Below are 19,579 nucleotides of genomic sequence, written 5' to 3' on the forward strand. Positions count from 1 at the left end.
ATGTCCCGACGTCCCGCCCGCCCAAGACAGCACGCGTCTGCCGCCGTCCCCTCCGCCGCCGCCTGTCCCTGTGGTCTCTCCGAGTCGTACGAGGCCTGCTGTGGGCGTTTCCACGCGGGTGCGGTGGGTGGGGGTGCCCCGACGGGCGCGCCGACCGCCGAGGCGCTCATGCGGTCGCGCTACAGCGCGTTCGTGAAGGGCGATGCCGGGTACCTGCTGCGGACCTGGCATCCGCGGACCCGGCCGGCGGGGCTGGAGCTCGATCCGGGGATGCGGTGGACAGGCTTGGAGATCCTCGCCACGGCCGACGGGAGCGCGTTCCACGCCACCGGGACGGTGGAGTTCCGGGCGTCCTACCGGGGCGGCGCGCTGCACGAGCGCAGCCGGTTCGAGCGGGTGGCCGGGGCGTGGGTGTACGTGGACGGGGAGTTCCCCGAGTAGCGCGCGCTACGGCGCGAGGACGTCCAGTTCCTGGAGGGCGCCGACGGTGATCTCGCGGGTGAGGCGCTCCGCGCGGGCCGCGTCGCCCTCCCGGATGGCCTCCGCGACCTGGACGTGGAGGGTGACGGCGGCCGGGTCGGGGTTCTCGAACATGACCTCGTGGTGGGTGCGGCCTTCCAGCACCTCCGCGACGACGTCGCCGAGGCGGGCGAACATCTCGTTGCCGGAGGCGGCCAGGATCGCCCGGTGGAAGGCCACGTCGTGGACGAGGTACCCCGCCAGCCGGTGGCCGCGCGAGTGGGCCACCATGCCGAGCGCGCACTCGGTCAGCTCGGCGCACTGCTCCGCCGTGGCGTGCTTCGCCGCCAGGCCCGCCGCGACCGGTTCGACCGCCGAGCGCAGCACGGTGAGCGAGCGCAGTTGGTGCGGGCGGTCGGCGCCGGCCAGCCGCCAGCGGATGACCTGCGGGTCGTACACGTTCCACTCGGCCTTCGGCCGTACCGTCACGCCGACCCGGCGGCGGGACTCGACCAGGTGCATGGACTCCAGGACGCGGACCGCCTCGCGCATCACCGAGCGGGAGACCTCGAAGCGCTGGGCCAGTTCGTCGGTGCGCAGGACACTGCCCGGCGGGTACGCGCCCGCCGTGATCGCGGGGCCCAGGGCGTCCAGTACTCGGCCGTGCAGACCGCGGCCCGGAGTGGTCATGCACACAGAGTACGGGGTGGATCACGGCACTGAAAGGTCATACTTATTCGCCCCATCCTCTTGAATTCGTCGTACCTAATCGGGTTCAGTGTGGGATGCGTCAGGTGTCGACGCGGACGAAGACGAGGACAGCGAGGCAGAGATGCGTACCCCCCACGTCGTCGTGGTCATGGGCGTCGCCGGCACGGGCAAGACCACCGTCGGTGCGCTGCTCGCGGACCGGCTGGGCGTCCCGTATGCCGAGGCCGACGACTTCCACCCGCCGGCCAACATCGCCAAGATGTCGGCCGGCAGCCCGCTCGACGACGACGACCGGTGGCCGTGGCTCGACGCCATCGGCGGCTGGGCGGCCGGCCGGGCCGGGCTCGGCGGGGTGGTCAGTTGCTCGGCGCTGAAGCGGTCGTACCGTGACCGGCTGCGGGCCGCCGCTCCCGGGATCGTCTTCGTGCATCTCGCGGGCGACCGGGCGCTGATCGAGGACCGGATGCGGCAGCGGCGGGGGCACTTCATGCCGACCGCGCTGCTGGACTCGCAGTTCGCCACGCTCCAGCCCCTCCAGCCGGACGAGGCGGGCGTCGCCGTCGACGTCGTCGGCACCCCCGAGCAGATCACCCACCGGGCCGTGACGGCACTCGCCGAGCTGCCCGGCCCCCGGTCCCGGTGACCCGGCCCGGCTGATCGGCGGTTACGGGCGCCACAGGCGGTGTTCGCGCTCCGCCCACTCCCGGGTCACCGAGCCGGTGCGCATGCCGCGGCGGGACTCCGGGTCGGCCAGGGCCATGCCGATGTGGCCGGCCAGGACGACGCCGACGGTCAGGGCCAGCCAGTCGTGGACGAAGGTCGCGCTGGTGCGCCACATGATCGGGGTGAGGTGGGTGAACCACATGAGCAGGCCCGTGCCGAGCATCACCAGGGTCGCCCCGGCGATCCAGGCCGCGTAGATCTTCTGCCCGGCGTTGAACTTGGCCGCCGGACGCGACTCCCGGCGCTTGTCCCGGTGCAGGGCGGCGCGCAGCCAGCGCCGGTCGTGCGGGCCGAAGCGGTTGAGGTGTCCGAGGTCGGCGCGGAAGGCGCGGGAGGCCAGGCCCGCCAGGACGGGCACCGGCAGGACGAGGCCCGCCCACTCGTGGACGCGGACCACCAGCTCGCGGCGGCCCACGAGTTCGGCGAACTCGGGGATGTACAGGAAGGCCGCCGTCACCACGCAGACGCCCATCAGGACGGCCGTGGTGCGGTGCACCCAGCGTTCGGCGCGGGTGAAGCGGTGGACGGTCGGGGCGGCCGACGGCGCCTCAGCTCGTAGGCTCATCGTCGCGTCCGTTCGAACGGCCGACCCAGGCGTCGACGTCGTAGCCCCGGTCCTCCCAGTAGCCGGGCTTCACCTTCTTGGTGACGGTGATGCCGGAGAGCCACTTGGCGGACTTGTAGAAGTACATGGGCGCGACGTAGAGGCGGACCGGGCCGCCGTGGTCGTGGCCGAGGTCCTTGTCCTGCATGCGCAGCGCGACCAGGACGTCGGCGCGGCGGGCCTGGGCGAGGGTGAGGCTCTCGGTGTACGCGCCGTCGAAGCAGGTGAAGCGGATCGCGCCGGCGTCGGCCTTGACTCCGGCCGCGTCGAGCAGCGCGGACAGCCGGACCCCCTCGAAGGGCGTGCCCGGCACCCGCCAGCCGGTGACGCACTGGACGTCCTTGACGATCCGGGTCTGGGGCAGGGCCCTGAGGTCGGCCAGGGTGTAGGTGGTGGGGCGGTCGACCAGGCCGTCGACGGTGAGGCGGTAGTTCGTGGCGTTCCTGTGCGGGACGGAGGACGTCACCGAGTAGTAGCGGAAGCCGCCGCCGTTGGGGAGCAGGCCGGTGAGACCGGTGGGGTCGTTGTTCGCCGCGCCGCCGAGGAAGGCCTCCAGGCCGCGCTGGAGCGGGGGCGCGGCGACGACCCCCAGGGCACCGAGGGCGAGGGTGCCGAGGAAGACACGGCGGCCTACGGGGGTGCCGCGCTCGCCGGGTGCGTCAGGCGCGCCAGGCGCGTGAGGTGCTCCGGATGGTTCGGGCGGTCCCGGTGCTCCGGATGGTTCGGGGTTCACCCTTCCATTCGAGCACTCGGGGGCCCGGCGGGGCCAGCGATCCGGGGTGGCGGCCTGATATGCGTCATGACTTCTTACCCATCTCTCCGGCGGCGACGGCCGGGTCGGTGTGGTGTGCGCCATGGCGCGGCACGGCCGCAGCGCCCACCATGGCGGTACGGCCGCCCCGCGCCACAGGGCCCGTCCCCGGGTGCCGCGGCCGAGTCAACCGCCCGGTTCCGGGTACTCCCGGAGCGGAGTTCGTTCCGTTCCCCGCACTCCCGGGGCACTGGGAGCGCCGGGACGCTACAGTCGGCCACTACGCACCCCGTCCGTGGTCCGACCGGATGATCGAGGTACGCAGGTGTCGGTTCTGGTTCTGGTTCTCGCCGTGAGTGCCGCCTGCTGCCTGGGCTTCGGGTTCGTACTCCAGCAGAACGCCGCGCAGAAGGCCCCGCTCGGCGACTTCCTCTCGCCCCGGCTGCTCCTCGACCTCATGCGGGTGCCGCGCTGGCTGGGCGGCATCGGCCTCATGGTGGCCGGCATGGTGCTCGGCGCGATCGCGCTCGGCCAGGGCGAGATCTCCCTGGTGGAACCGCTGCTGGCGACGAACCTGCTGTTCGCCCTCGCGCTCTCCCGCCGCCAGACGAAGCAGCCGCTGGGCCGCCAGGGCTGGTCGGGCCTGGCGCTGCTGGCGGGCGGGGTGACGACGTTCATCGTGGCGGGCGAGCCGCGCGGCGGCAGCGCGGTCACCGATCCGCTGCGGCACTGGCTGATCATCGGCGTGATGATCGGCACGGCGCTGCTGCTCACCACGTACGCCAAGCGCTCGCGGCTGAGCGCGGGCCCGGTGCTGCTGGCCCTCGCGGCCGGTCTCCTGTACGGCGTCCAGGACGCGCTGACCCGGGTCAGCGGGCAGCGCTTCTCGGCGGACGGCCTCGGCGAGCTGCTGACCGGTTGGCAGCCGTACGCGGTGCTCGCCCTTGGTGTGACCGGGCTGGTGCTGGTCCAGAGCGCCTTCGAGACGGCCCCGCTGCGCATGTCGCTGCCCGCGCTGACCGCCGCCCAGCCGCTGGCCGGGATCATCTGCGGGGTCGGCTTCCTCGGTGACCGGCTGCACACCGACACCGGGGCGCTGGCCTGGGAGGCGGCGGGGCTGGCGGCGATCGTCGCGGGCATCGTGCTCCTCGGACTGCACCCGGCGATGCCCCGGGGCACGGCCCCGCACGAGCGGGTGCCGGACCTCCAGCCCCAGTAGCACCACCGGCGGACCTCGGCGGACCTCGGCGTCCGGGCTGCTTGGATGGGGTCATGAGCGCTGCTGACGAGATCCTCGACATCGTCGACGAGAACGACCGGGTCGTCGGACAGGCCCCGCGCGGGCGGGCCTACGCCGAGGGACTGCGCCACCGCTGTGTGTTCATCCAGGCCAGGGACGCCGAGGGCCGGATCTTCGTGCACCGCCGCACCCCGACCAAGCTGGTCTTCCCCTCCCTGTACGACATGTTCGTCGGCGGGGTGGTCGGCGCGGGCGAGTCCTACGACGACGCCGCCCGGCGGGAGGCCGAGGAGGAGTTGGGGGTGAGCGGTCTGCCCCGCCCGGAGTTCCTCTTCACGTTCCTCTACGAGGGCGGCGCGGCCGGGAGCTGGTGGTCGGCCGTGTACGAGGTGCGCTGCGAGCTGCCGGTGAACCCGCAGGTGGAGGAGGTCGCCTGGCACGACTTCCTGCCCGAGGCGGAGGTCGAGCGGCGGCTGTCCGGCTGGGAGTGGGTGCCGGACGGGCTCGCGGCGTACGAGCGGCTCCGGGCGCACCGGACGGCGCCCTGAGCAGGGCTGGGCAGGGGGGAAGAGACGGGAGCGGGCGGCGGGTAGGGTCCTGCGGGTGATCGAGTTCGTACAGAACGTCCGTCTGTGGTTCGCGCCCGAGCAGATCCGCGAGGAGGGCAGCACGCCCGACTACCGGTTCTCGCTGGCGAACGAGCGCACGTTCCTGGCCTGGCTGCGCACCGCGCTCGCGCTGATCGGCGGCGGCTTCGCGGTGGACCAGTTCCTGCCGGACCTGCGCTGGGGCTGGCGGGTCGGGCTGGCGCTCGCGCTGCTGGCGGCGGGCGTGCTGTGCTCGCTGCGCGCGGTGAACCACTGGATGCGCTGCGAGCGGGCGATGCGCCGGGGCGAGGATCTGCCGGCGTCCCGGTTCCCGGCGCTGCTGGGTGTGGTGGTCGCGGTGGTGGCGGTCGCGATGGTCGTCGTGGTGCTGGTGGGGTGGGAGGGGTGAGCGGCGGGACCGGGGAGGTCGCAGCGCCACGCGATCCCGGGCTCCAGCCCGAGCGGACCCGGCTGGCCTGGCGGCGTACGACGCTGGCGAGCACTGTTGCCGCCGTCCTCGCCGTGAAGTCCTCGCTGCACGGCGGGGTGTCCGTGTCCGGGGTCGTCCTGTGCGCGCTGGCCTGCGGTCTGTGGCTGGCGTTCCTGCTGCTCGCCCACCACCGGATCCGCGCCCTCGCCGCCACGTCGAGCCCGGCGGCCCTCGCCCCGCGGCACGCCACGGCGGCGGTCCTGTGCGCGGTGGCCACGGCGGCGTGCGCCGCGGCGCTGGTGCTCTGACGACCACGCCGTCCTGACGAGTACGCAGTCCTACGGCGGCCCCGCCGAGCCCTCTGCTGTGCCCTACACGTCCTCTGCCGCATCCTCCGCGTCCCAGTCCACCGTGACCACGATCTTGCCCCGGGTGCGGCCCTCCGCGCTGAGCCGGTGGGCGTCGGCCGCGCGCTCCAGCGGGAAGGTGTCGGAGACGTGCACGGAGACCACGCCCTGTTCGGCCAGGTCCGCCAGCCGGGTGAGGTCCTCGGCGTCGGGCCGGACCCAGTAGTAGCGGCCGCCGTAGCCGACGACGTCGCCGTCGGCGATCGACACCAGGCGGCCCTCCGGGGCCAGCAGGTTGGCGGAGACCTTCAGCGTCTCGCCGCCGATCGTGTCGAAGGCCGCGTCCACGCCCTCGGGGGCCAGCCCGCGCACCCGTTCGGACAGCCCCTCGCCGTAGGTCACGGGTTCGCCGCCCAGCGCGCGTACGAAGTCGTGGTTGGCGGGGCTCGCCGTACCGATCACCCGTGCGCCCAGATGCCGGGCGAGCTGCACGGCGATGGCTCCGACGCCGCCCGCCGCCGCGTGCACGAGGACGGTCTCGCCGCGCTTCACCTGAAGCGCCTTCATCAGCACCTGGTAGGCGGTGAGTCCGGTGAGCGGCAGGCCCGCGGCCTCCTCCCAGGTGAGGTTGCGCGGCTTGCGGGCGAGGGTGCGCACCGGGGCCGCGACGTACTCGGCGAAGGTGCCCCGGGACAGGAAGTCCTCGCGGACGTAGCCCATGACCTCGTCGCCGATCGCGTACTCCGTGACGGAGAACCCGAGCTGCACGACGACGCCGGAGACGTCCCAGCCGGGGACCACCGGGAAGACGGCGTCGAAGATCGAGTCCAGATACCCCTCGCGGGCCTTCCAGTCGACGGGGTTCACGGCCGCCGCCCGGACCTTCACCAGCACCGAGTCGGGGCCGACCTTCGGGTCGCGCACCTCCCCGAATGCGAGGGTCTCGGGGCCGCCGTAGCGTGAGTAGCTGATGGCCTTCATGGTCCGACCCTCCGTGGTGCCCGGACGCCACGCAAGCCGAATGACCCGTTATGCGGTTTTTGCGTGGCACCCTGTCCGACGTCACACCCGCAGCCGCTCTTCGAAGGTGAGCACCTCATGACCACCCTCCATGTCGAACACTCCGCCCACACGCACACGCACGGCCCGGACTGCGGGCACACCCAGGTGAGCCACGGCGACCACGTCGACTACGCCCACGACGGGCATCTGCACCGTGCGCACGACGGTCACTGGGACGAGTGCGAGCCGGGCGGGCACACGGCCCACGAGGGGCACGAGCACCAGCACGGCGAGGACTGCGGGCACACGCGCGTGCAGCACGGCGACCACGTGGACTACGTCCACGACGGCCACCGGCACGCCGAGCACGACGGCCACTGGGACGACCACTGAGCACCGTTCGAGACGGTCGCCGATCGCGACCTGAATACGCCTGAACAAGCCTGAACACGCCTGTCGACGGCTCCCCGCGCTTCTGTGCGGGGAGCCGTCGGCCTAGGGTGGCCCCGATCACGTTGAGTACCCCCACTGGACTCCATACCGACCGGTCGGCATGATGGACGGGTCAGTCCCGTTCACCACGTCGATCTGTCCGTAGGAGTGACGCATGAGCCCCGACCACCCGCCCGGACTCGACCTCGACCGGCTGCGCGCCCTGCTGGAGCGCGAGCGGCCCGGTCTGGTGCACGGCCCGCTGACCGGCCGGCTGATCGAGGGCGGACGGTCGAACCTCACCTACTCGGTCAGCGACGGCGTGGCGAAGTGGGTCGTACGGCGGCCGCCGCTCGGGCATGTCCTGGCCACCGCGCATGACATGCGGCGCGAGCACCGGGTGATCAGCGCGCTGCACCCGACGAGTGTGCCGGTGCCGCGCCCGGTGCTGCTGTGCGAGGACGAGGAGGTGCTCGGATCGCCGTTCTACGTCATGGAGTTCGTCGAGGGCACCCCGTACCGCACGGCCGACGAGCTGCTCCCGCTCGGCCCGGAGCGCACCCGCGACGCGGTGCTGTCCCTCGTCGACACCCTCGTGGAGCTGCACGCGGTGGACCCCGTCGAGGTGGGCCTCGCGGACTTCGGCCGGCCCGAGGGCTTCCTCGACCGGCAACTGCGGCGCTGGGGCAAGCAGTTGGACGCCTCCCGCAACCGCGACCTGGCCGGTGTCGACGAGCTGCACGCGACGCTCGGGCGGCACCTGCCGAACTCCCCCGCGCCGGCCGTCGTGCACGGCGACTACCGGCTCGACAACGTGCTGATCGACGGCGAGGACCGGATCCGGGCGATCCTCGACTGGGAGATGTCGACGCTCGGCGACCCGCTCACCGACCTGGGTCTGCTGGTGATGTACAGCATCCCGCTGGAGCTGCCCGACTCCCCCATCTCCACGACCGCTTCGGCCGTCGGGCACCCGACGCCCGCCGAGCTGATCGAGCGGTACGCGGCGCGGTCGGGGCGGGACGTCTCGGCGGTCTCCTGGTACACGGCGTTCGCCTGGTTCAAGCTCGCCGTGATCCTGGAGGGCATCCACTACCGGTACACGCTGGGCCAGACGGTCGGACGGGGCTTCGACCGCATCGGGGAGCTCGTCCCCGTCTTCATCGAGCATGGACTGACCACTCTTCAGGAAGGCTGACCGGCCATGGACTTCGCGTTCGACGCCCGCACCGAGGAACTCCGCGCCAAACTGCTCGCCTTCATGGACGAGTACGTCTACCCGGCCGAGCCGGTGGCGGAGGAGCAGCGGGCCGCGCTGGCCTCGCCGTGGGACACCCCGGCCGTGGTCGAGGAGTTGAAGGCGGAGGCGCGCAGGCAGGGCCTGTGGAACCTCTTCCTCCCCGACGCCGAGCACGGCGCGGGACTCACCAACCTCCAGTACGCGCCGCTGGCCGAAATCGCCGGCCGTTCCCCGCAGTTGGCGCCGACGGCGCTGAACTGCTCCGCGCCGGACACCGGGAACATGGAGGTGCTCGCGCAGTTCGGCGACGAGGCGCAGCAGAAGCAGTGGCTGGAGCCGCTGCTCGCGGGCGAGATCCGGTCGGCGTTCGCGATGACCGAGCCGGAGGTGGCCTCCTCCGACGCCACGAACATCACCACGCTCATCGAGCGCGACGGCGACGAGTACGTCATCACCGGCCGCAAGTGGTACATCTCCGGGGCGATGAACCCGGACTGCAAGATCTTCATCGTGATGGGCAAGACGGACCCGGACGGGGCCGACATCCGCCGTCAGCAGTCCATGGTGCTGGTGCCGCGCGACACCCCGGGCGTCACGGTCAAGCGGGCGATGCGGGTCTTCGGGTACGAGGACCACTCCCACGGCGGCCACGCCGAGGTGGTCTTCGACCACGCGCGCGTGCCGGTGACGAACCTGGTCGGCGAGGAGGGCGGCGGCTTCGCCATCGCGCAGGCGCGCCTCGGTCCGGGCCGGATCCACCACTGCATGCGGCTGATCGGCATGGCGGAGCGGGCGATCGAGCTGATGTGCCGCCGGGCCGTCTCCCGCGAGGCGTTCGGCAAGACGCTGGCCCAGCAGGGCGTGGTGCAGAACTGGATCGCGGACGCGCGGGTCGCCGTCGAGCAACTGCGGCTGCTGGTGCTGAAGACGGCCTGGATGATGGACACCGTCGGCAACAAGGGCGCTCACACGGAGATCCAGTCCATCAAGATCGCCACGCCGCGTGCGGTCGTCGGCATCCTCGACCGGGCGATCCAGGTGCACGGCGCGGGCGGCGTCAGCCAGGACTTCCCGCTGGCCGAGCTGTACGCGAGCGCCCGCACCCTGATGCTCGCCGACGGCCCGGACGAGGTGCACCAACGCTCGCTGGCCCGCCGGGAGTTGAAGAAGTACCTGTAGTAGCGGCGGACGGAATCGAGGGAGCCCCGGCGGCAGTGCCGCCGGGGCTCCCTCTCCGTATCTCCGCGTACGGCGGCCGTCAGGGGCGCAGGGACCGCAGCAGCAGGTCGGCGAGTTGGTCCGCGACCTCCTGGGGGGTCATCGGACCGTTCGGGCGGTACCAGGTCGACAGGTGGTGCACGGAACCGAAGTGGTAGTCCACCACCAGGTCGGCCGGGGTCGCCGTGGAGAAGACACCGGCCTGCTGGCCCTCCTCGACGAGCGCGCGGAACCGTTCGTGGTAGCGACGGCGTTCGGCGCGCACCTGTTTGTACTTCTCCGGGCTCAGGTGGTGCATCGAGCGGAAGAAGATGTTCGCGTCGTCGAGGTTGTCGATGGTCGTGACGACGACGTCGGCCGCCGCGCCCCGCAGCCGCTCCTCGATCGGCCCGGAGGCGTCCGCGAAGGCGTCCAGCCGCTCCTGCTGGACGCGCAGCACGCGCGCGTACACCTCGTGCAGCAGGTCGTCCTTGGAGCCGAAGTAGTGGTACAGCGCCCCCTTGGTGACGCCCGCCGCCTCGACGATCTCCTGCACCGACGTGCGGTCGTAGCCCTGCTCGGCGAAGAGCCGGGTGGCGGCGGCCAGGAGCCGCTGCGGAACAGGGGCCTCTGGGCCCTCCGTCGTCCTTGGCACTGCCGCCACCTGCCTTCCGTCTCGCTCTGCCGGTCGTGCGCCTGCCGCTCGCACTGCTCGTACTGCTCGCACTACTCGTATCTACACGTACCTGCTCGTGCCTACTGGTCGCGCGCGCGGGAGCGCAGTTCCCGGCGGAGGATCTTCCCGGTCGCCGTCTTGGGCAGATCGGCCAGGATCTCCACCTGCCGGGGGTACTTGTACGCCGCCAGCCTGTCCTTGCAGTAGGCCGCGAGCGTATCCGCATCCGCGTCGGCCCCCGGACGCAGGCTGATGTACGCCTTGACGGTCTCCCCGCGGTACCCGTCCGGCACGCCGACGACGGCCGCCTCGCGCACCGCCGGATGGGTGTACAGGACATCCTCGACCTCGCGCGGCCATACCTTGAAGCCGGACGCGTTGATCATGTCCTTCTTGCGGTCGACGACGTACAGCCAGCCCTGCTCGTCCATGAAGCCGATGTCGCCGGTGCGCAGCTCGCCGCCGGGGAAGGTCTCGGCGGTGGCGTCGGGCCGCCGCCAGTACCCGGGCACGACCTGTGGCCCCCGGACGACGATCTCGCCCTGCTCGCCGAAGGGCACCTCCGCGCCCTGCTCGTCGAGGATGCGCACGACCGTGTCGGGGCCGGGCAGGCCGACGGCGAGGGTCCCGGAGGCCGGGTCGACCGGCGCTTCCAGGTGGGGCGGGACGGAGGCGCAGGGGGCGGTGCACTCGGTGAGCCCGTAGCCGTTGCGCAGGTAGGGCCCGAAGCCGGCCCGGAACTTCTCCACCAGGGCCGGCGGCACGGGCGCGCCGCCCGAGGAGATGACCACGAAGGAGGCGAAGTGCTCGCGGGTGGCGGCCGGATGGGCGCCCAGCGCCATGAAGGCGGTCGAGGGGCCGACGGTGTAGTGCGGCCGGTGCTCGGCGAACGCGTCGAGCACCACCCCCGCCTCGAAGCGGTACGTCAGCACGAGCGTGCCCGCGCTGCTCAGGCAGGCGGCGAGCTGGCAGACCATGCCGGTGATGTGGAACAGGGGCGCGAGCGCGTAGTAGACGGGCGCCTCGGGCAGGTGCAGCCCGGTGCGCTGGCGCTCGGCGTTGAACATGATGTTGCCGTGCGTGTTGGTGGCGCCCTTGGGCGCGCCGCTGGTGCCGGAGGTGTAGCTGATCAGGGCGATGCCGTCGGAGGCGGGCTCGCGGTCCTCGGGCGCTTTGTGTCCGGCGCGGGCGACGGCGGTGAGGTCGTCGGCGTCGGCCGCCTGCGGGAGGCGTTCGAAGGCGAGCACGCGCGCGTCGGCGCGGGTCTGGAAATCCAGCTCGCACCCGGTGAGCACGATCCGCACCGGCGAGTCCGCAGCCGTCTCGCGCAGATACGACTCCCAGGCCCGGTCGGAGCAGATCAGCGCGGCCACCTCGCCGTCCCGCAGGACGTGGGCGACCTCCCCCGACTTGTACATCGGGTTGACGGGGACGACCGTCGCGCCCGCCTTCCACGCGCCCAGCAGGGCGAGGACGAAGTGCGGGGAGTTCTGCAGCAGGACGGCGACCCGGTCGCCGGGCGCGAGGCCGCGGGCGGCGAGGTGACCGGCGACGGAGTCGCTCAGCTCGTCGACCTCGCGGTAGCTGAGCCGGCCGTCGAAGTAGGCGAGGCAGGTGCGGTCGGGGGCCTCGGCGACGGACCGGCGGAAGGCGTGCACGAGGGAGGCGGCCGGGTCGATCGGGGCGCGCTGGGCGTCGTCGAGGAGGGCCAGCCAGGGCTGGGCGGCGTAATGAGAGGCAGGCGCGGTCATTCGGAGGCCTCCCACTTCTGCTGGAGGTGGTTCATGTTGGTCAGCCAGCGGTCGGGGTCGCCGGCCCGCACCTGGTAGTACTGGGCGACCTCGGGGTGCGGCAGGATCAGGAAGCGGTCCTCCGCGATGCCCTTGAACAGGGCGTCCGCGACGGCTTCCGGCTCGATCGCGGTCGGCTTGAGCACCAGGTCGCCCGCGCTGCCGGTGGCGTCCAGCATGTCGGTGCGCACGCCCTGGGGGCAGATCGCGTGGACGTTGATGCCCCGGTGGCGGTAGGTCAGCGACAGCCACTCGGCGAAGGCGTACGCGCCGTGCTTGGTGACGCTGTAGGGGGCGGCGCCGATCATGGTGAGCAGCCCGGCCGCGGAGACGGTGGACACGAACCGGCCCCGGCCGCGCTCCAGCCAGTCCGGCAGCAGCGCGTGCGCCGCGCGGACGTGCGCCATGACGTTGACGTCCCAGGCGAGCGCCCATACGGCCTCGTCGGCCGCCTCCGAGCCGCCCGAGGGGACCCCGGCGTTGGCGCAGTACACGTCGACGGTGCCGCCGAGCGCCTCCCGCGCCCGGTCGACGATCGCGGAGGCGTCGCCGGGGAGCGCGATCCCGCCGATCTCGTCGGCGACGGCCTGTGCCCGCGCGGCGTCCAGGTCGTTGACGACGACCCGGGCGCCCTCGGCGGCGAAGCGGCGGGCCAGCGCGGCCCCGATTCCGCCCCCGGCTCCGGTGACGACCACTCCGGCATCCTGCACGGCTCCCACCATCGGTCTCCTTCGACACGAAGCGAATCGGCTCTGCTGCATCGGCTGCATCGGCCTGCCTCGCCAGACTAACCGGTCGGTATGTGTCAGGAAAGGGGCTGTGGACGCCCCGGACCGGTGCCGGGCGCGTTCCGGCGGGCTCGGCAACATTATCTTTTGTACGGATGAGCCGTGACGTATGGCCAATTGCATCTGTTCGCAGGACGATGCGCGCACGTGGCGCACCGCTTCGGGGACGAGGGGCCTGTCATGGCGGATCCGGCGATGAGCGTGACTCCCTACTGGGAACTGACCTTCGACGCCGACGGGGACGTCGACGGCGGACAGCGCGACCGGCTGCTGACCGAGGTGAAGCGGCGCGGAGTGCGTGACCTGATCCTCTTCTCGCACGGCTGGAACTGCGACCGCTCCACTGCGACCCGCCTCTACAGCCGTTTCTTCGCCCCCGTCCCCGCGCTCGCCCCGGCCGCGAGGATCGGGTACGTCGGCGTGGTGTGGCCGTCGATGCGCTTCTCGGACGAGCCGATCCCCGACTTCCCGCGCTCCGTTGTGGCCGACCCGACGCCCCGCCCGGCGCTTCGTCCGGCGCTGGACGAGCACACCCGGCACGACCTCCTGGTGACGTTCCCGGGCCGGGCCACGGTGGTCGACCAGATCGCGCGGATGCTGGAGCAGCGGCCGCCCGGGAGGGCCGAACTGGAGGAGTTCGGGCGGCTGGTGAGGCTGCTGGTGGACGTGGTGCCGCCGGGACCGCAGGCCCTGTTCGCGGCGGACACCCTGGCGGAGGGGGTGCCGCAGGACGAGCCGGAGATGTTCACCGGCTCGACGACGACGGCCTGCGAGGAGTTCGCGCAGGCCCTCGCCGGACTCGAATCCCCTTCGCCCACCGAGGAGTTCAGCCTCCCCAACCCGTGGGACGGCGCGCACGAGTTGCTACGGCAGGCGACGTACTACGCGATGAAGCGGCGCGCGGGGACGGTCGGAGAGCGCGGACTCGGGCCGTTCGTCGGCCGGTTGGCGGGAGTGGCGCCCGGTGTCCGGGTGCATCTGGTGGGGCACAGCTTCGGCGGCCGACTGGTGTCGTTCGCGCTGCGCGGGCTGCCCGCGGGGGTGCGCACGGTGAAGTCCGTGACGCTGCTCCAAGGGGCCTTCTCGCACTACGCGTTCGCGGCGCGCGGAGTGCTCCAGGGCCACCAGAACCGTATCGACGGCCCCCTGGTGTGCTGTTACTCGCGGTTCGACCAGGCGCTGGGCACGATGTACCCGCTGGCCTCGCGGATAGCGGGCGACTCTCAGGGGCTGGTCGGGGAGGTGCTGGTCGGGGAGGTGCTGGGCGCCAAGTGGGGCGCCATGGGGCACGACGGGGTGCAGTCGGTGCCGGGCACGCGCGCGTGCGCGCTCGCCGAGGCGCTGGCCGCTCCGCTGCCGACGTCGGGGTGCGTGAACGTCGACACGGCGGCGGTGGTCAGGCGCGGCGGTGCGCCGGCCGGGGCGCACAGCGACATCGTGCACCCCGAACTGGCGCGGCTGGTACTGGCGGCGGGCCGCATCCGCTAGGACACGACCCGCCGTCGTAGGACCAGTCGCGGGAACCGGTCGGAGGACCTACCGGTGTGAGGTGAACTCCACCACCTGCTGGAAGGTGGGCCGGTTCTGCCAACTGATGTTGCCGTGCTTGATGCCGCCCAGGGTGCGCTGGACGATCGAGTCGGCGCACCACTGGTTGCCCGCCGCGCACAGGTCGTCGCCGGGGTAGACCTGGGCGGCGGTCTGGCCGGCCGCCGTCTTCAGGGTGCTGATGAGGACGTCCCGGCAGCCGGTGAGGGTGCCGCCGCCGCAGTACTTCTGCGTCAGCCCGCCCTGCACGGACTCACCGAGCACGGCCCGCAGGTCCTTGTCGACGTAGCTCCACCAGCCGTACTGGAAGGAGCTTCCGGCGTGCGCCCCGGTCGGGCCGTGGGCGGCCGACGGGGACTCGTCGACCGACAGGTTGGCGGTGAACGCCGTGTACAGGCCGGTGCCGAGACCGGGTTCGAACTCGGCCTTGACCAGCAGCGGCCACCACGCGTCGAGGATGCGGATCGCGTCGGCGTCGGCGTACGTCTTCGAACCGGCCGTGGTCTCCGTGCGTTTGCCGCCCGCCGCAAGCCAGGTCTGGAGCTTGGTCACCGCGGCCGCGGCCGTGGTGTCGGTGACCGCGGAGCTGTTGACGACCTTCAGCAGGTCGGGCAGGACGTCCTCGGCGCGCAGGTCCGCGAGCGCCGCGTCCGCCATCGCCTTCGTCAGGGCGGCGCGCGTGACGCCGCCGGCCGCGACCAGCTTCTTCACCCGGTCCTCGAGCAGGTTGCCGCGGTGCACGGACCCGTCGCCCCATGAGGCGGTGGCGTAGTCCTTGGCCTGCTTGTTGTTCCAGGAGATGTAGTAGTCCTGGTCGATGGAGTTGGGGTGGGCCGAAGCCGGCGTGTAGTCGGCCGTGTTGGTGGCCGGCGCCCAGTTCTGCCAGTCGTACGCCGTCTGCGCCCACACCGGGAACTCGGCGTCGACGCCGCTCGCGCGCACCGGGTTGTTGCCGCTGTTGTAGTAGGCGGTGTGCGCGGAGTCGGCGTAGAACCAGTTGAAGGTGTAGTTGATGTGCTGGACCGCGCTCTGGAAGGTCTGCGGGCTCTTGACGTAGTCCGGGTCGTTCAGCATCTGGAAGCCGATGATCGAGTCGGCCTCGTGCAGGTAGGAGGAGCGCAGGGTGGTGTAGGCGACCTTCTTGCCGCCCACGGTCGCCCGGTACTCGACGGGTCCGTACTTGGTGCGGTAGACGCGCATCGTGTACGAGCCGGCGGCCGTCGCGTCGGCGGTGGTCGGCTTCCAGGCGTTCTTCTGCTCGATCATGTCCATGGCCGTGCAGGTGCCGTGGAACAGGTAGTGGTAGTCGTCCTGGCACAGTTCGACCGCGTAGGTGTCGATGATGTCCTGGCCGGACGTGGTCGCGCTCCACGCGTAGTCCTGGCCGCGCCCGAGTTCGACGTACATGCTCAGGCCCGCGAAGGAAGCACCGCGGGCGCTGATGCCCGGACCCTGGATCTCCTGGAGCATGAGCAGTTGCGGGGCGAAGTAGCCGGTCTGCGGCCCGAAGACGGCGATCGGGTGGCCGCTCGCGGTGGCCTTCCCGCTCACCACGAGGGCGTTGGACATGCCCCGCCGGGCCGAACTGAGGGCGCTCGCGGTCGCCTTGGCGGATGCGGCGGTGGCGCTCGCGTCGGCCCCGGTGCCCGTGGCGTCGTAGATCAGCGGCTCGGTGGTCACCGAGCCGGCGTCGGGCAGCGCCTCGCCCCGCGGGTTCGCGGGCTTGGCGGCGTACGGGAAGCTCTCGCCGTTGTGGACGGTGAGGACGGCCTCGGGATCGTTGCGCTCGCGGAACGCCTCCCAGACCTGACTGCCCTGCTCCACGCCGTACTTCTCCTGCGCGGCGAGCAGCGAGATCGCGTTGTTGACCTCGCCGCCGCCCCCGGAGCCGAAGAGCGAGCCGATGACCGAGGCCAGCGCCACCAGGTCGGTGATCTTGAAGTGATCTATGGTGCCGGCGTTGGTGATTGAGTCCTTGTGTCCGGTCAGGACGTACTCACCGGGGAAGTAGCGCCCGCTGTCGGAGGCGTCGATGTAGGCGTTGATTCCGGCGAGGTAGGCGTTGGCGTCCGCGAGGGCCTGCTGACCGCGGGCGCCGTTGGACGCGATGGCGTTGTCGATCTGGGCCTGGAGGTCTGCCTCGGTGTACGGAGCGTTGCGCCAGAACTGCTGTTCCAGGCCCTGGTTGGAGGCCGCCCCGCCCGCGAAGGCGGTGAGCTGTCCCCGGCCGACATGGCGGAAGACGTCCATGAGCCACAGCCTGTCCTGGCCTGCCGCATACCCGGCACCGAACTCGGTGCCGTATCTGGTGGTACCGGTGATGTGCGGGACGCCCGTCTTCTTGTCGCGGACGATCGTCACGTCGGTCCGGCCCGCGGGCTGCAGAGTGGAGGCGACTTGATCGGCGGGGACTCCGAACGACGCGTCGTTGAAGAACGTGTTGATCGTGGCGTTGGTGAGCGTCGAGTAGCCCTTGGCCAGGTTGGCGTAGGGGCCGAGCTGGTCCTCGGCGTGGTCCGGCTGGGTGCCGAAAGCCTGGTTGAGGAGGATCTGCGCCAGCGTGGCGCTGCCGTTCTGGCCGGGCGGCAGGATGTCGGAACACTGGCCGCCGCAGTAGTCGTTCGAGGCCGTGGCCTCGGCGGCCACGGCCACTTGGGAAAGGGGCGACAAAAGACCGGCAATCAAGGCGCATACAGAGGCGGCCTTCAGGAACCCGGGGATTCTGCCGGGAGTTCTCAGTCTGTCGAGAGTGGTGCGGGGGGTGCGCCGTGACATCGGCTGCTCCTAGCGAGGGGGGGATCGGCGGAAGGTTACCGCCGGTAGCCCCTGGATTGAAGATGAACATGCGTCACTTTTCAGAGTCGTCCCGTCGGCTCGCGGAGACCGTCGGACATCGGAGGGAGCCGAATCGCGTGTCGATACGTCTACTCGACGACGTCCGTACGACGACGCCGAAGTGACCGAAGTACAGGTGCAGATGTGACGGAGGTGCAGGGCGATGGCCGGTTTCCGGAGTCTGGCGAGACAGGTGCGAGACGCGCGCAGCGATCTGGCACTGCGGCGGTACTCACTGCGCAAGTGCCTGGAGCGGTTCGCTCCTTACGGGCACCGGGCGACCTGGGACCACCTGTGCTCGCGGGCCGGGTTCGGACCCGAGGACCGCTCCCCCGACCCAGCGCGGCTCGTGGCCGCGCTGGACGAGCTGGAGGAGGCGCGGGCGGTGTGGCTGGCCTACGAGGTCGAGTTCGCCGAGCGCCGCAAGAAGGAGAAGCACGACGGGCTGCGCAGGCCCGGCAGTGTGGACGACTGGCACCGCCTGACCTGGGGCGGTTTCGGCGTCGCCTGGTGCGACGACCCGCGGCTGCACCCCCGTCAGCCGCTGGCCGAGGTCCTGCGCAGGCTGATCGCCGCGCTGGAGCGGGCGCCGGGCTCCGGCTGCCCGGTGTGCGGCGGCGAGCGGCTGCCGTGGAAGTACGACCTGGATCACGAACCGTCGGCGGGCCCGGTCTGCGCGGACTGCGGAATTCTCGTACCGCGCCCCGTACTCACGGCCGAGACCCTGGCGTACGCCCGGCGCGGACGCCTGCTGATGTCGGCCTGACACCGACCTGAGCCCTGCCCAAGGCCGGCCTCACCACAGCCGACCTGCCAGCACACCGGGGGTGCGCCGGGGATGCCGCACCCCTGAACAGCCGTTGCTGCCCACAAGGGCGGAACCGAGTACGAGCAGCCCACAAGCCACCATGCTCCGCAGGCCGCCGACGAACGGAAGTGGGTCGCGGTGGTGCGGCGCAGTCCGTCGCTCAGTTCGTCACCGCATCGTAGGACTGTGACAGCGGGCAGCCGTACGTCCGACTCGCGACGGACTCGCCGCGCCACGGCGACCCCTACCCACCCACTCACCACGGCCGAGCGGCGCTACCGCTCCCCGCACACATCCCGCACCGGCTGCTCCACCAACAGCCGTGACCCGACGGCCCGTTCACCGAAGACGTCGTCCGGGTTGGACAGCACACACGTGTCCAGCGAAAGACAACCGCACCCGATGCAGTCGGTGAGGTGATCACGGAGCCGGTTGAGCTGCTTGATGCGCTCGTCCAGCTCCGCGCGCCACGCCGCCGAGAGCCGGGCCCAGTCCTCCCGGGTCGGAGTGCGCTCCTCGGGAAGCTCGGCGAGGGCGTCCCGGATCGTGGCCAGCGGAATGCCGACCCGCTGCGCCGCACGGACGAACGCGACCCGGCGCAACGTGTCGCGGTGGTAGCGCCGTTGGTTGCCCGCGGTCCGGCGGCTGCCGATCAGACCCTTGGACTCGTAGAAGTGCAGGGCGGAGACGGCGGCACCACTGCGCGCGGCGAGTTGGCCGACCGTGAGCTCGTGGATCTTCTCGGGAATCTGCGGCACGCACAGACCTTACCCACGCCCTTCACACCTCAGCCCCGTTGACATCGCCCCCCGCACCCCACCATGCTAAGCAGTTGCTTAGACCTATGACACGGTGACATGGGCAGTGCGCGACGCGAGAGGGCCACAGACATGGCAGAGCCGAGGATCTTCACTTCCGCCGACGACCTCAAGGCTGCGGTGGGCGAGCAGTTGGGGTACACCGACTGGCTGGAAGTCGACCAGAAGCAGATCGACGTCTTCGCCGAGGCCACCGGCGACCACCAGTGGATCCACGTGGACCCCGAGAAGGCCGCCTCCGGCCCGTTCGGCACCACCATCGCACACGGCTACCTCACCCTCTCCCTGCTGCCCCTCTTCGGCCCCCAACTGATCACGGTCGAGGGCGCGAAGATGGGCGTCAACTACGGCACGAACAAGGTGCGTTTCCCCGATATCGTCCCCGTCGGCTCGCGCCTGCGCGCCACCGCGACGATCACCAGCGTGGAGGACGTGAAGGGCGGGGTCCAGGTCACCGTCGCCTTCACGGTGGAACGTGAGAACGGGCACAAGCCGGTCTGCGTGGCGGAGTCGGTGTCCCGCTACTACCTCTGACGACACCCCGCCCCGACCCCACCCGGAATCCCCGACCCCACTCCGAATCCTCACCCCCA

Annotated in this window: 21 protein-coding genes; 12 read left to right on the forward strand and 9 right to left on the reverse strand. The window is 71.6% G+C overall.

Annotated features, from left to right (window positions below; translation table 11 throughout):
• Positions 1–441, forward strand: coding sequence for a YchJ family protein (locus BMZ82_RS11795; protein WP_093774597.1), 441 nt, complete (start codon positions 1–3; stop codon positions 439–441).
• A gap of 6 nt (positions 442–447) precedes the next feature.
• On the opposite strand, the gene BMZ82_RS11800 is transcribed toward BMZ82_RS11795, so the two are convergent.
• Positions 448–1,149 (reverse strand): FadR/GntR family transcriptional regulator, encoded by a 702-nt coding sequence (locus BMZ82_RS11800; RefSeq protein ID WP_093774599.1) that lies wholly within the window; start codon positions 1,147–1,149, stop codon positions 448–450.
• Between the two features lie 142 nt (positions 1,150–1,291).
• Here BMZ82_RS11800 and BMZ82_RS11805 point away from each other — a divergent pair, with 142 nt between their 5' ends.
• Positions 1,292–1,813: a gluconokinase gene (locus tag BMZ82_RS11805; RefSeq protein ID WP_093774601.1), complete on the forward strand. Its 522-nt coding sequence runs from the start codon at positions 1,292–1,294 to the stop codon at positions 1,811–1,813.
• A gap of 21 nt (positions 1,814–1,834) precedes the next feature.
• On the opposite strand, the gene BMZ82_RS11810 is transcribed toward BMZ82_RS11805, so the two are convergent.
• Positions 1,835–2,458 carry a cytochrome b/b6 domain-containing protein gene (locus BMZ82_RS11810; RefSeq protein WP_093774603.1) on the reverse strand — a complete coding sequence of 208 codons (624 nt, stop codon included), beginning with the start codon at positions 2,456–2,458 and terminating at the stop codon, positions 1,835–1,837.
• The gene (locus BMZ82_RS11815) at positions 2,442–3,230 is read right to left on the reverse strand and encodes a molybdopterin-dependent oxidoreductase (RefSeq protein WP_093774605.1); all 789 of its coding nucleotides are present in this window, start codon (positions 3,228–3,230) and stop codon (positions 2,442–2,444) included. The genes BMZ82_RS11810 and BMZ82_RS11815 overlap by 17 nt, the downstream gene beginning before the upstream one ends.
• 343 nt (positions 3,231–3,573) lie before the next feature.
• Here BMZ82_RS11815 and BMZ82_RS11820 point away from each other — a divergent pair, with 343 nt between their 5' ends.
• Genes BMZ82_RS11820 through BMZ82_RS11835 form a run of 4 tightly spaced genes read left to right on the forward strand, consistent with a single transcriptional unit; the run spans position 3,574 to position 5,813 of the window.
• On the forward strand, positions 3,574–4,467 hold the full coding sequence (locus tag BMZ82_RS11820) for a DMT family transporter (RefSeq protein WP_093774607.1): 894 nt from the start codon (positions 3,574–3,576) through the stop codon (positions 4,465–4,467).
• A 53-nt stretch (positions 4,468–4,520) separates the two neighbouring features.
• Complete coding sequence (locus BMZ82_RS11825; protein ID WP_093774609.1) at positions 4,521–5,036, forward strand: NUDIX hydrolase; 516 nt, start codon at positions 4,521–4,523, stop codon at positions 5,034–5,036.
• Positions 5,037–5,091: 55 nt separating this feature from the next.
• Entirely contained in the window at positions 5,092–5,484 is a 393-nt protein-coding gene (locus BMZ82_RS11830) for a YidH family protein (protein WP_093774611.1), read from the forward strand.
• Positions 5,481–5,813 carry a DUF202 domain-containing protein gene (locus BMZ82_RS11835; protein ID WP_093774613.1) on the forward strand — a complete coding sequence of 111 codons (333 nt, stop codon included), beginning with the start codon at positions 5,481–5,483 and terminating at the stop codon, positions 5,811–5,813. The genes BMZ82_RS11830 and BMZ82_RS11835 overlap by 4 nt, the downstream gene beginning before the upstream one ends.
• A 63-nt stretch (positions 5,814–5,876) precedes the next feature.
• Here the strand turns inward: BMZ82_RS11835 and BMZ82_RS11840 are convergent, their stop codons facing one another.
• Positions 5,877–6,833: an NADP-dependent oxidoreductase gene (locus tag BMZ82_RS11840; RefSeq protein ID WP_093774615.1), complete on the reverse strand. Its 957-nt coding sequence runs from the start codon at positions 6,831–6,833 to the stop codon at positions 5,877–5,879.
• Positions 6,834–6,950: 117 nt separating this feature from the next.
• On the opposite strand from BMZ82_RS11840, the gene BMZ82_RS11845 reads away from it, so the two are divergent.
• The 3 genes from BMZ82_RS11845 to BMZ82_RS11855 all read left to right on the forward strand — a co-directional run bounded on the left by BMZ82_RS11845 (position 6,951) and on the right by BMZ82_RS11855 (position 9,705).
• Positions 6,951–7,247, forward strand: a complete 297-nt coding sequence (locus tag BMZ82_RS11845; protein ID WP_093774617.1) for a hypothetical protein — start codon at positions 6,951–6,953, stop codon at positions 7,245–7,247.
• Between the two features lie 214 nt (positions 7,248–7,461).
• Positions 7,462–8,484: a phosphotransferase family protein gene (locus BMZ82_RS11850; RefSeq protein ID WP_093774619.1), complete on the forward strand. Its 1,023-nt coding sequence runs from the start codon at positions 7,462–7,464 to the stop codon at positions 8,482–8,484.
• Between the two features lie 6 nt (positions 8,485–8,490).
• Complete coding sequence (locus tag BMZ82_RS11855) at positions 8,491–9,705, forward strand: acyl-CoA dehydrogenase family protein (RefSeq protein ID WP_093774621.1); 1,215 nt, start codon at positions 8,491–8,493, stop codon at positions 9,703–9,705.
• 79 nt (positions 9,706–9,784) lie between these two features.
• On the opposite strand, the gene BMZ82_RS11860 is transcribed toward BMZ82_RS11855, so the two are convergent.
• The 3 genes from BMZ82_RS11860 to BMZ82_RS11870 form a co-directional block, all read right to left on the reverse strand.
• Positions 9,785–10,378, reverse strand: a complete 594-nt coding sequence (locus tag BMZ82_RS11860) for a TetR/AcrR family transcriptional regulator (RefSeq protein ID WP_093774623.1) — start codon at positions 10,376–10,378, stop codon at positions 9,785–9,787.
• 101 nt (positions 10,379–10,479) lie between these two features.
• A complete protein-coding gene (locus BMZ82_RS11865) occupies positions 10,480–12,150 on the reverse strand; it encodes a class I adenylate-forming enzyme family protein (protein WP_093774625.1) in 1,671 nt (556 codons plus the stop codon).
• Positions 12,147–12,911 (reverse strand): SDR family oxidoreductase, encoded by a 765-nt coding sequence (locus BMZ82_RS11870; protein WP_093774627.1) that lies wholly within the window; start codon positions 12,909–12,911, stop codon positions 12,147–12,149. Before BMZ82_RS11870 ends, BMZ82_RS11865 begins: the two co-directional genes overlap by 4 nt.
• A gap of 246 nt (positions 12,912–13,157) precedes the next feature.
• Between BMZ82_RS11870 and BMZ82_RS11875 the strand changes: the two genes are divergently transcribed.
• Positions 13,158–14,465, forward strand: coding sequence for a serine-threonine protein kinase (locus tag BMZ82_RS11875; RefSeq protein ID WP_093774730.1), 1,308 nt, complete (start codon positions 13,158–13,160; stop codon positions 14,463–14,465).
• Between the two features lie 48 nt (positions 14,466–14,513).
• Here BMZ82_RS11875 and BMZ82_RS11880 read toward each other — a convergent pair whose 3' ends face one another.
• A complete protein-coding gene (locus BMZ82_RS11880; protein ID WP_093774629.1) occupies positions 14,514–17,300 on the reverse strand; it encodes a penicillin acylase family protein in 2,787 nt (928 codons plus the stop codon).
• Positions 17,301–17,523: 223 nt separating this feature from the next.
• Between BMZ82_RS11880 and BMZ82_RS11885 the strand changes: the two genes are divergently transcribed.
• Entirely contained in the window at positions 17,524–18,126 is a 603-nt protein-coding gene (locus BMZ82_RS11885) for a hypothetical protein (RefSeq protein WP_093774631.1), read from the forward strand.
• 317 nt (positions 18,127–18,443) lie between these two features.
• On the opposite strand, the gene soxR is transcribed toward BMZ82_RS11885, so the two are convergent.
• Positions 18,444–18,926: a redox-sensitive transcriptional activator SoxR gene (soxR, locus tag BMZ82_RS11890; protein WP_093774633.1), complete on the reverse strand. Its 483-nt coding sequence runs from the start codon at positions 18,924–18,926 to the stop codon at positions 18,444–18,446.
• Positions 18,927–19,058: 132 nt separating this feature from the next.
• Between soxR and BMZ82_RS11895 the strand changes: the two genes are divergently transcribed.
• Positions 19,059–19,520 carry a MaoC family dehydratase gene (locus BMZ82_RS11895; RefSeq protein WP_093774635.1) on the forward strand — a complete coding sequence of 154 codons (462 nt, stop codon included), beginning with the start codon at positions 19,059–19,061 and terminating at the stop codon, positions 19,518–19,520.
• The last annotated feature ends 59 nt before the right edge of the window (positions 19,521–19,579 follow it).

The organism is Streptomyces sp. yr375, assembly GCF_900110755.1.
Lineage (GTDB): Bacteria > Actinomycetota > Actinomycetes > Streptomycetales > Streptomycetaceae > Streptomyces.

Excerpts from the sequence above, each read along its gene's own strand:
- BMZ82_RS11795 (WP_093774597.1), top strand. The coding sequence starts at position 1 with ATGTCCCGACGTCCCGCCCGCCCAAGACAGCACGCGTCTGCCGCCGTC.
- BMZ82_RS11800 (WP_093774599.1), bottom strand. The coding sequence starts at position 1,149 with ATGACCACTCCGGGCCGCGGTCTGCACGGCCGAGTACTGGACGCCCTG.
- BMZ82_RS11805 (WP_093774601.1), top strand. The coding sequence starts at position 1,292 with ATGCGTACCCCCCACGTCGTCGTGGTCATGGGCGTCGCCGGCACGGGC.
- BMZ82_RS11810 (WP_093774603.1), bottom strand. The coding sequence starts at position 2,458 with ATGAGCCTACGAGCTGAGGCGCCGTCGGCCGCCCCGACCGTCCACCGC.
- BMZ82_RS11825 (WP_093774609.1), top strand. The coding sequence starts at position 4,521 with ATGAGCGCTGCTGACGAGATCCTCGACATCGTCGACGAGAACGACCGG.
- BMZ82_RS11840 (WP_093774615.1), bottom strand. The coding sequence starts at position 6,833 with ATGAAGGCCATCAGCTACTCACGCTACGGCGGCCCCGAGACCCTCGCA.
- BMZ82_RS11845 (WP_093774617.1), top strand. The coding sequence starts at position 6,951 with ATGACCACCCTCCATGTCGAACACTCCGCCCACACGCACACGCACGGC.
- BMZ82_RS11850 (WP_093774619.1), top strand. The coding sequence starts at position 7,462 with ATGAGCCCCGACCACCCGCCCGGACTCGACCTCGACCGGCTGCGCGCC.
- BMZ82_RS11855 (WP_093774621.1), top strand. The coding sequence starts at position 8,491 with ATGGACTTCGCGTTCGACGCCCGCACCGAGGAACTCCGCGCCAAACTG.
- BMZ82_RS11865 (WP_093774625.1), bottom strand. The coding sequence starts at position 12,150 with ATGACCGCGCCTGCCTCTCATTACGCCGCCCAGCCCTGGCTGGCCCTC.
- BMZ82_RS11870 (WP_093774627.1), bottom strand. The coding sequence starts at position 12,911 with ATGGTGGGAGCCGTGCAGGATGCCGGAGTGGTCGTCACCGGAGCCGGG.
- BMZ82_RS11875 (WP_093774730.1), top strand. The coding sequence starts at position 13,158 with ATGGCGGATCCGGCGATGAGCGTGACTCCCTACTGGGAACTGACCTTC.
- BMZ82_RS11880 (WP_093774629.1), bottom strand. The coding sequence starts at position 17,300 with ATGTCACGGCGCACCCCCCGCACCACTCTCGACAGACTGAGAACTCCC.
- BMZ82_RS11885 (WP_093774631.1), top strand. The coding sequence starts at position 17,524 with ATGGCCGGTTTCCGGAGTCTGGCGAGACAGGTGCGAGACGCGCGCAGC.
- BMZ82_RS11895 (WP_093774635.1), top strand. The coding sequence starts at position 19,059 with ATGGCAGAGCCGAGGATCTTCACTTCCGCCGACGACCTCAAGGCTGCG.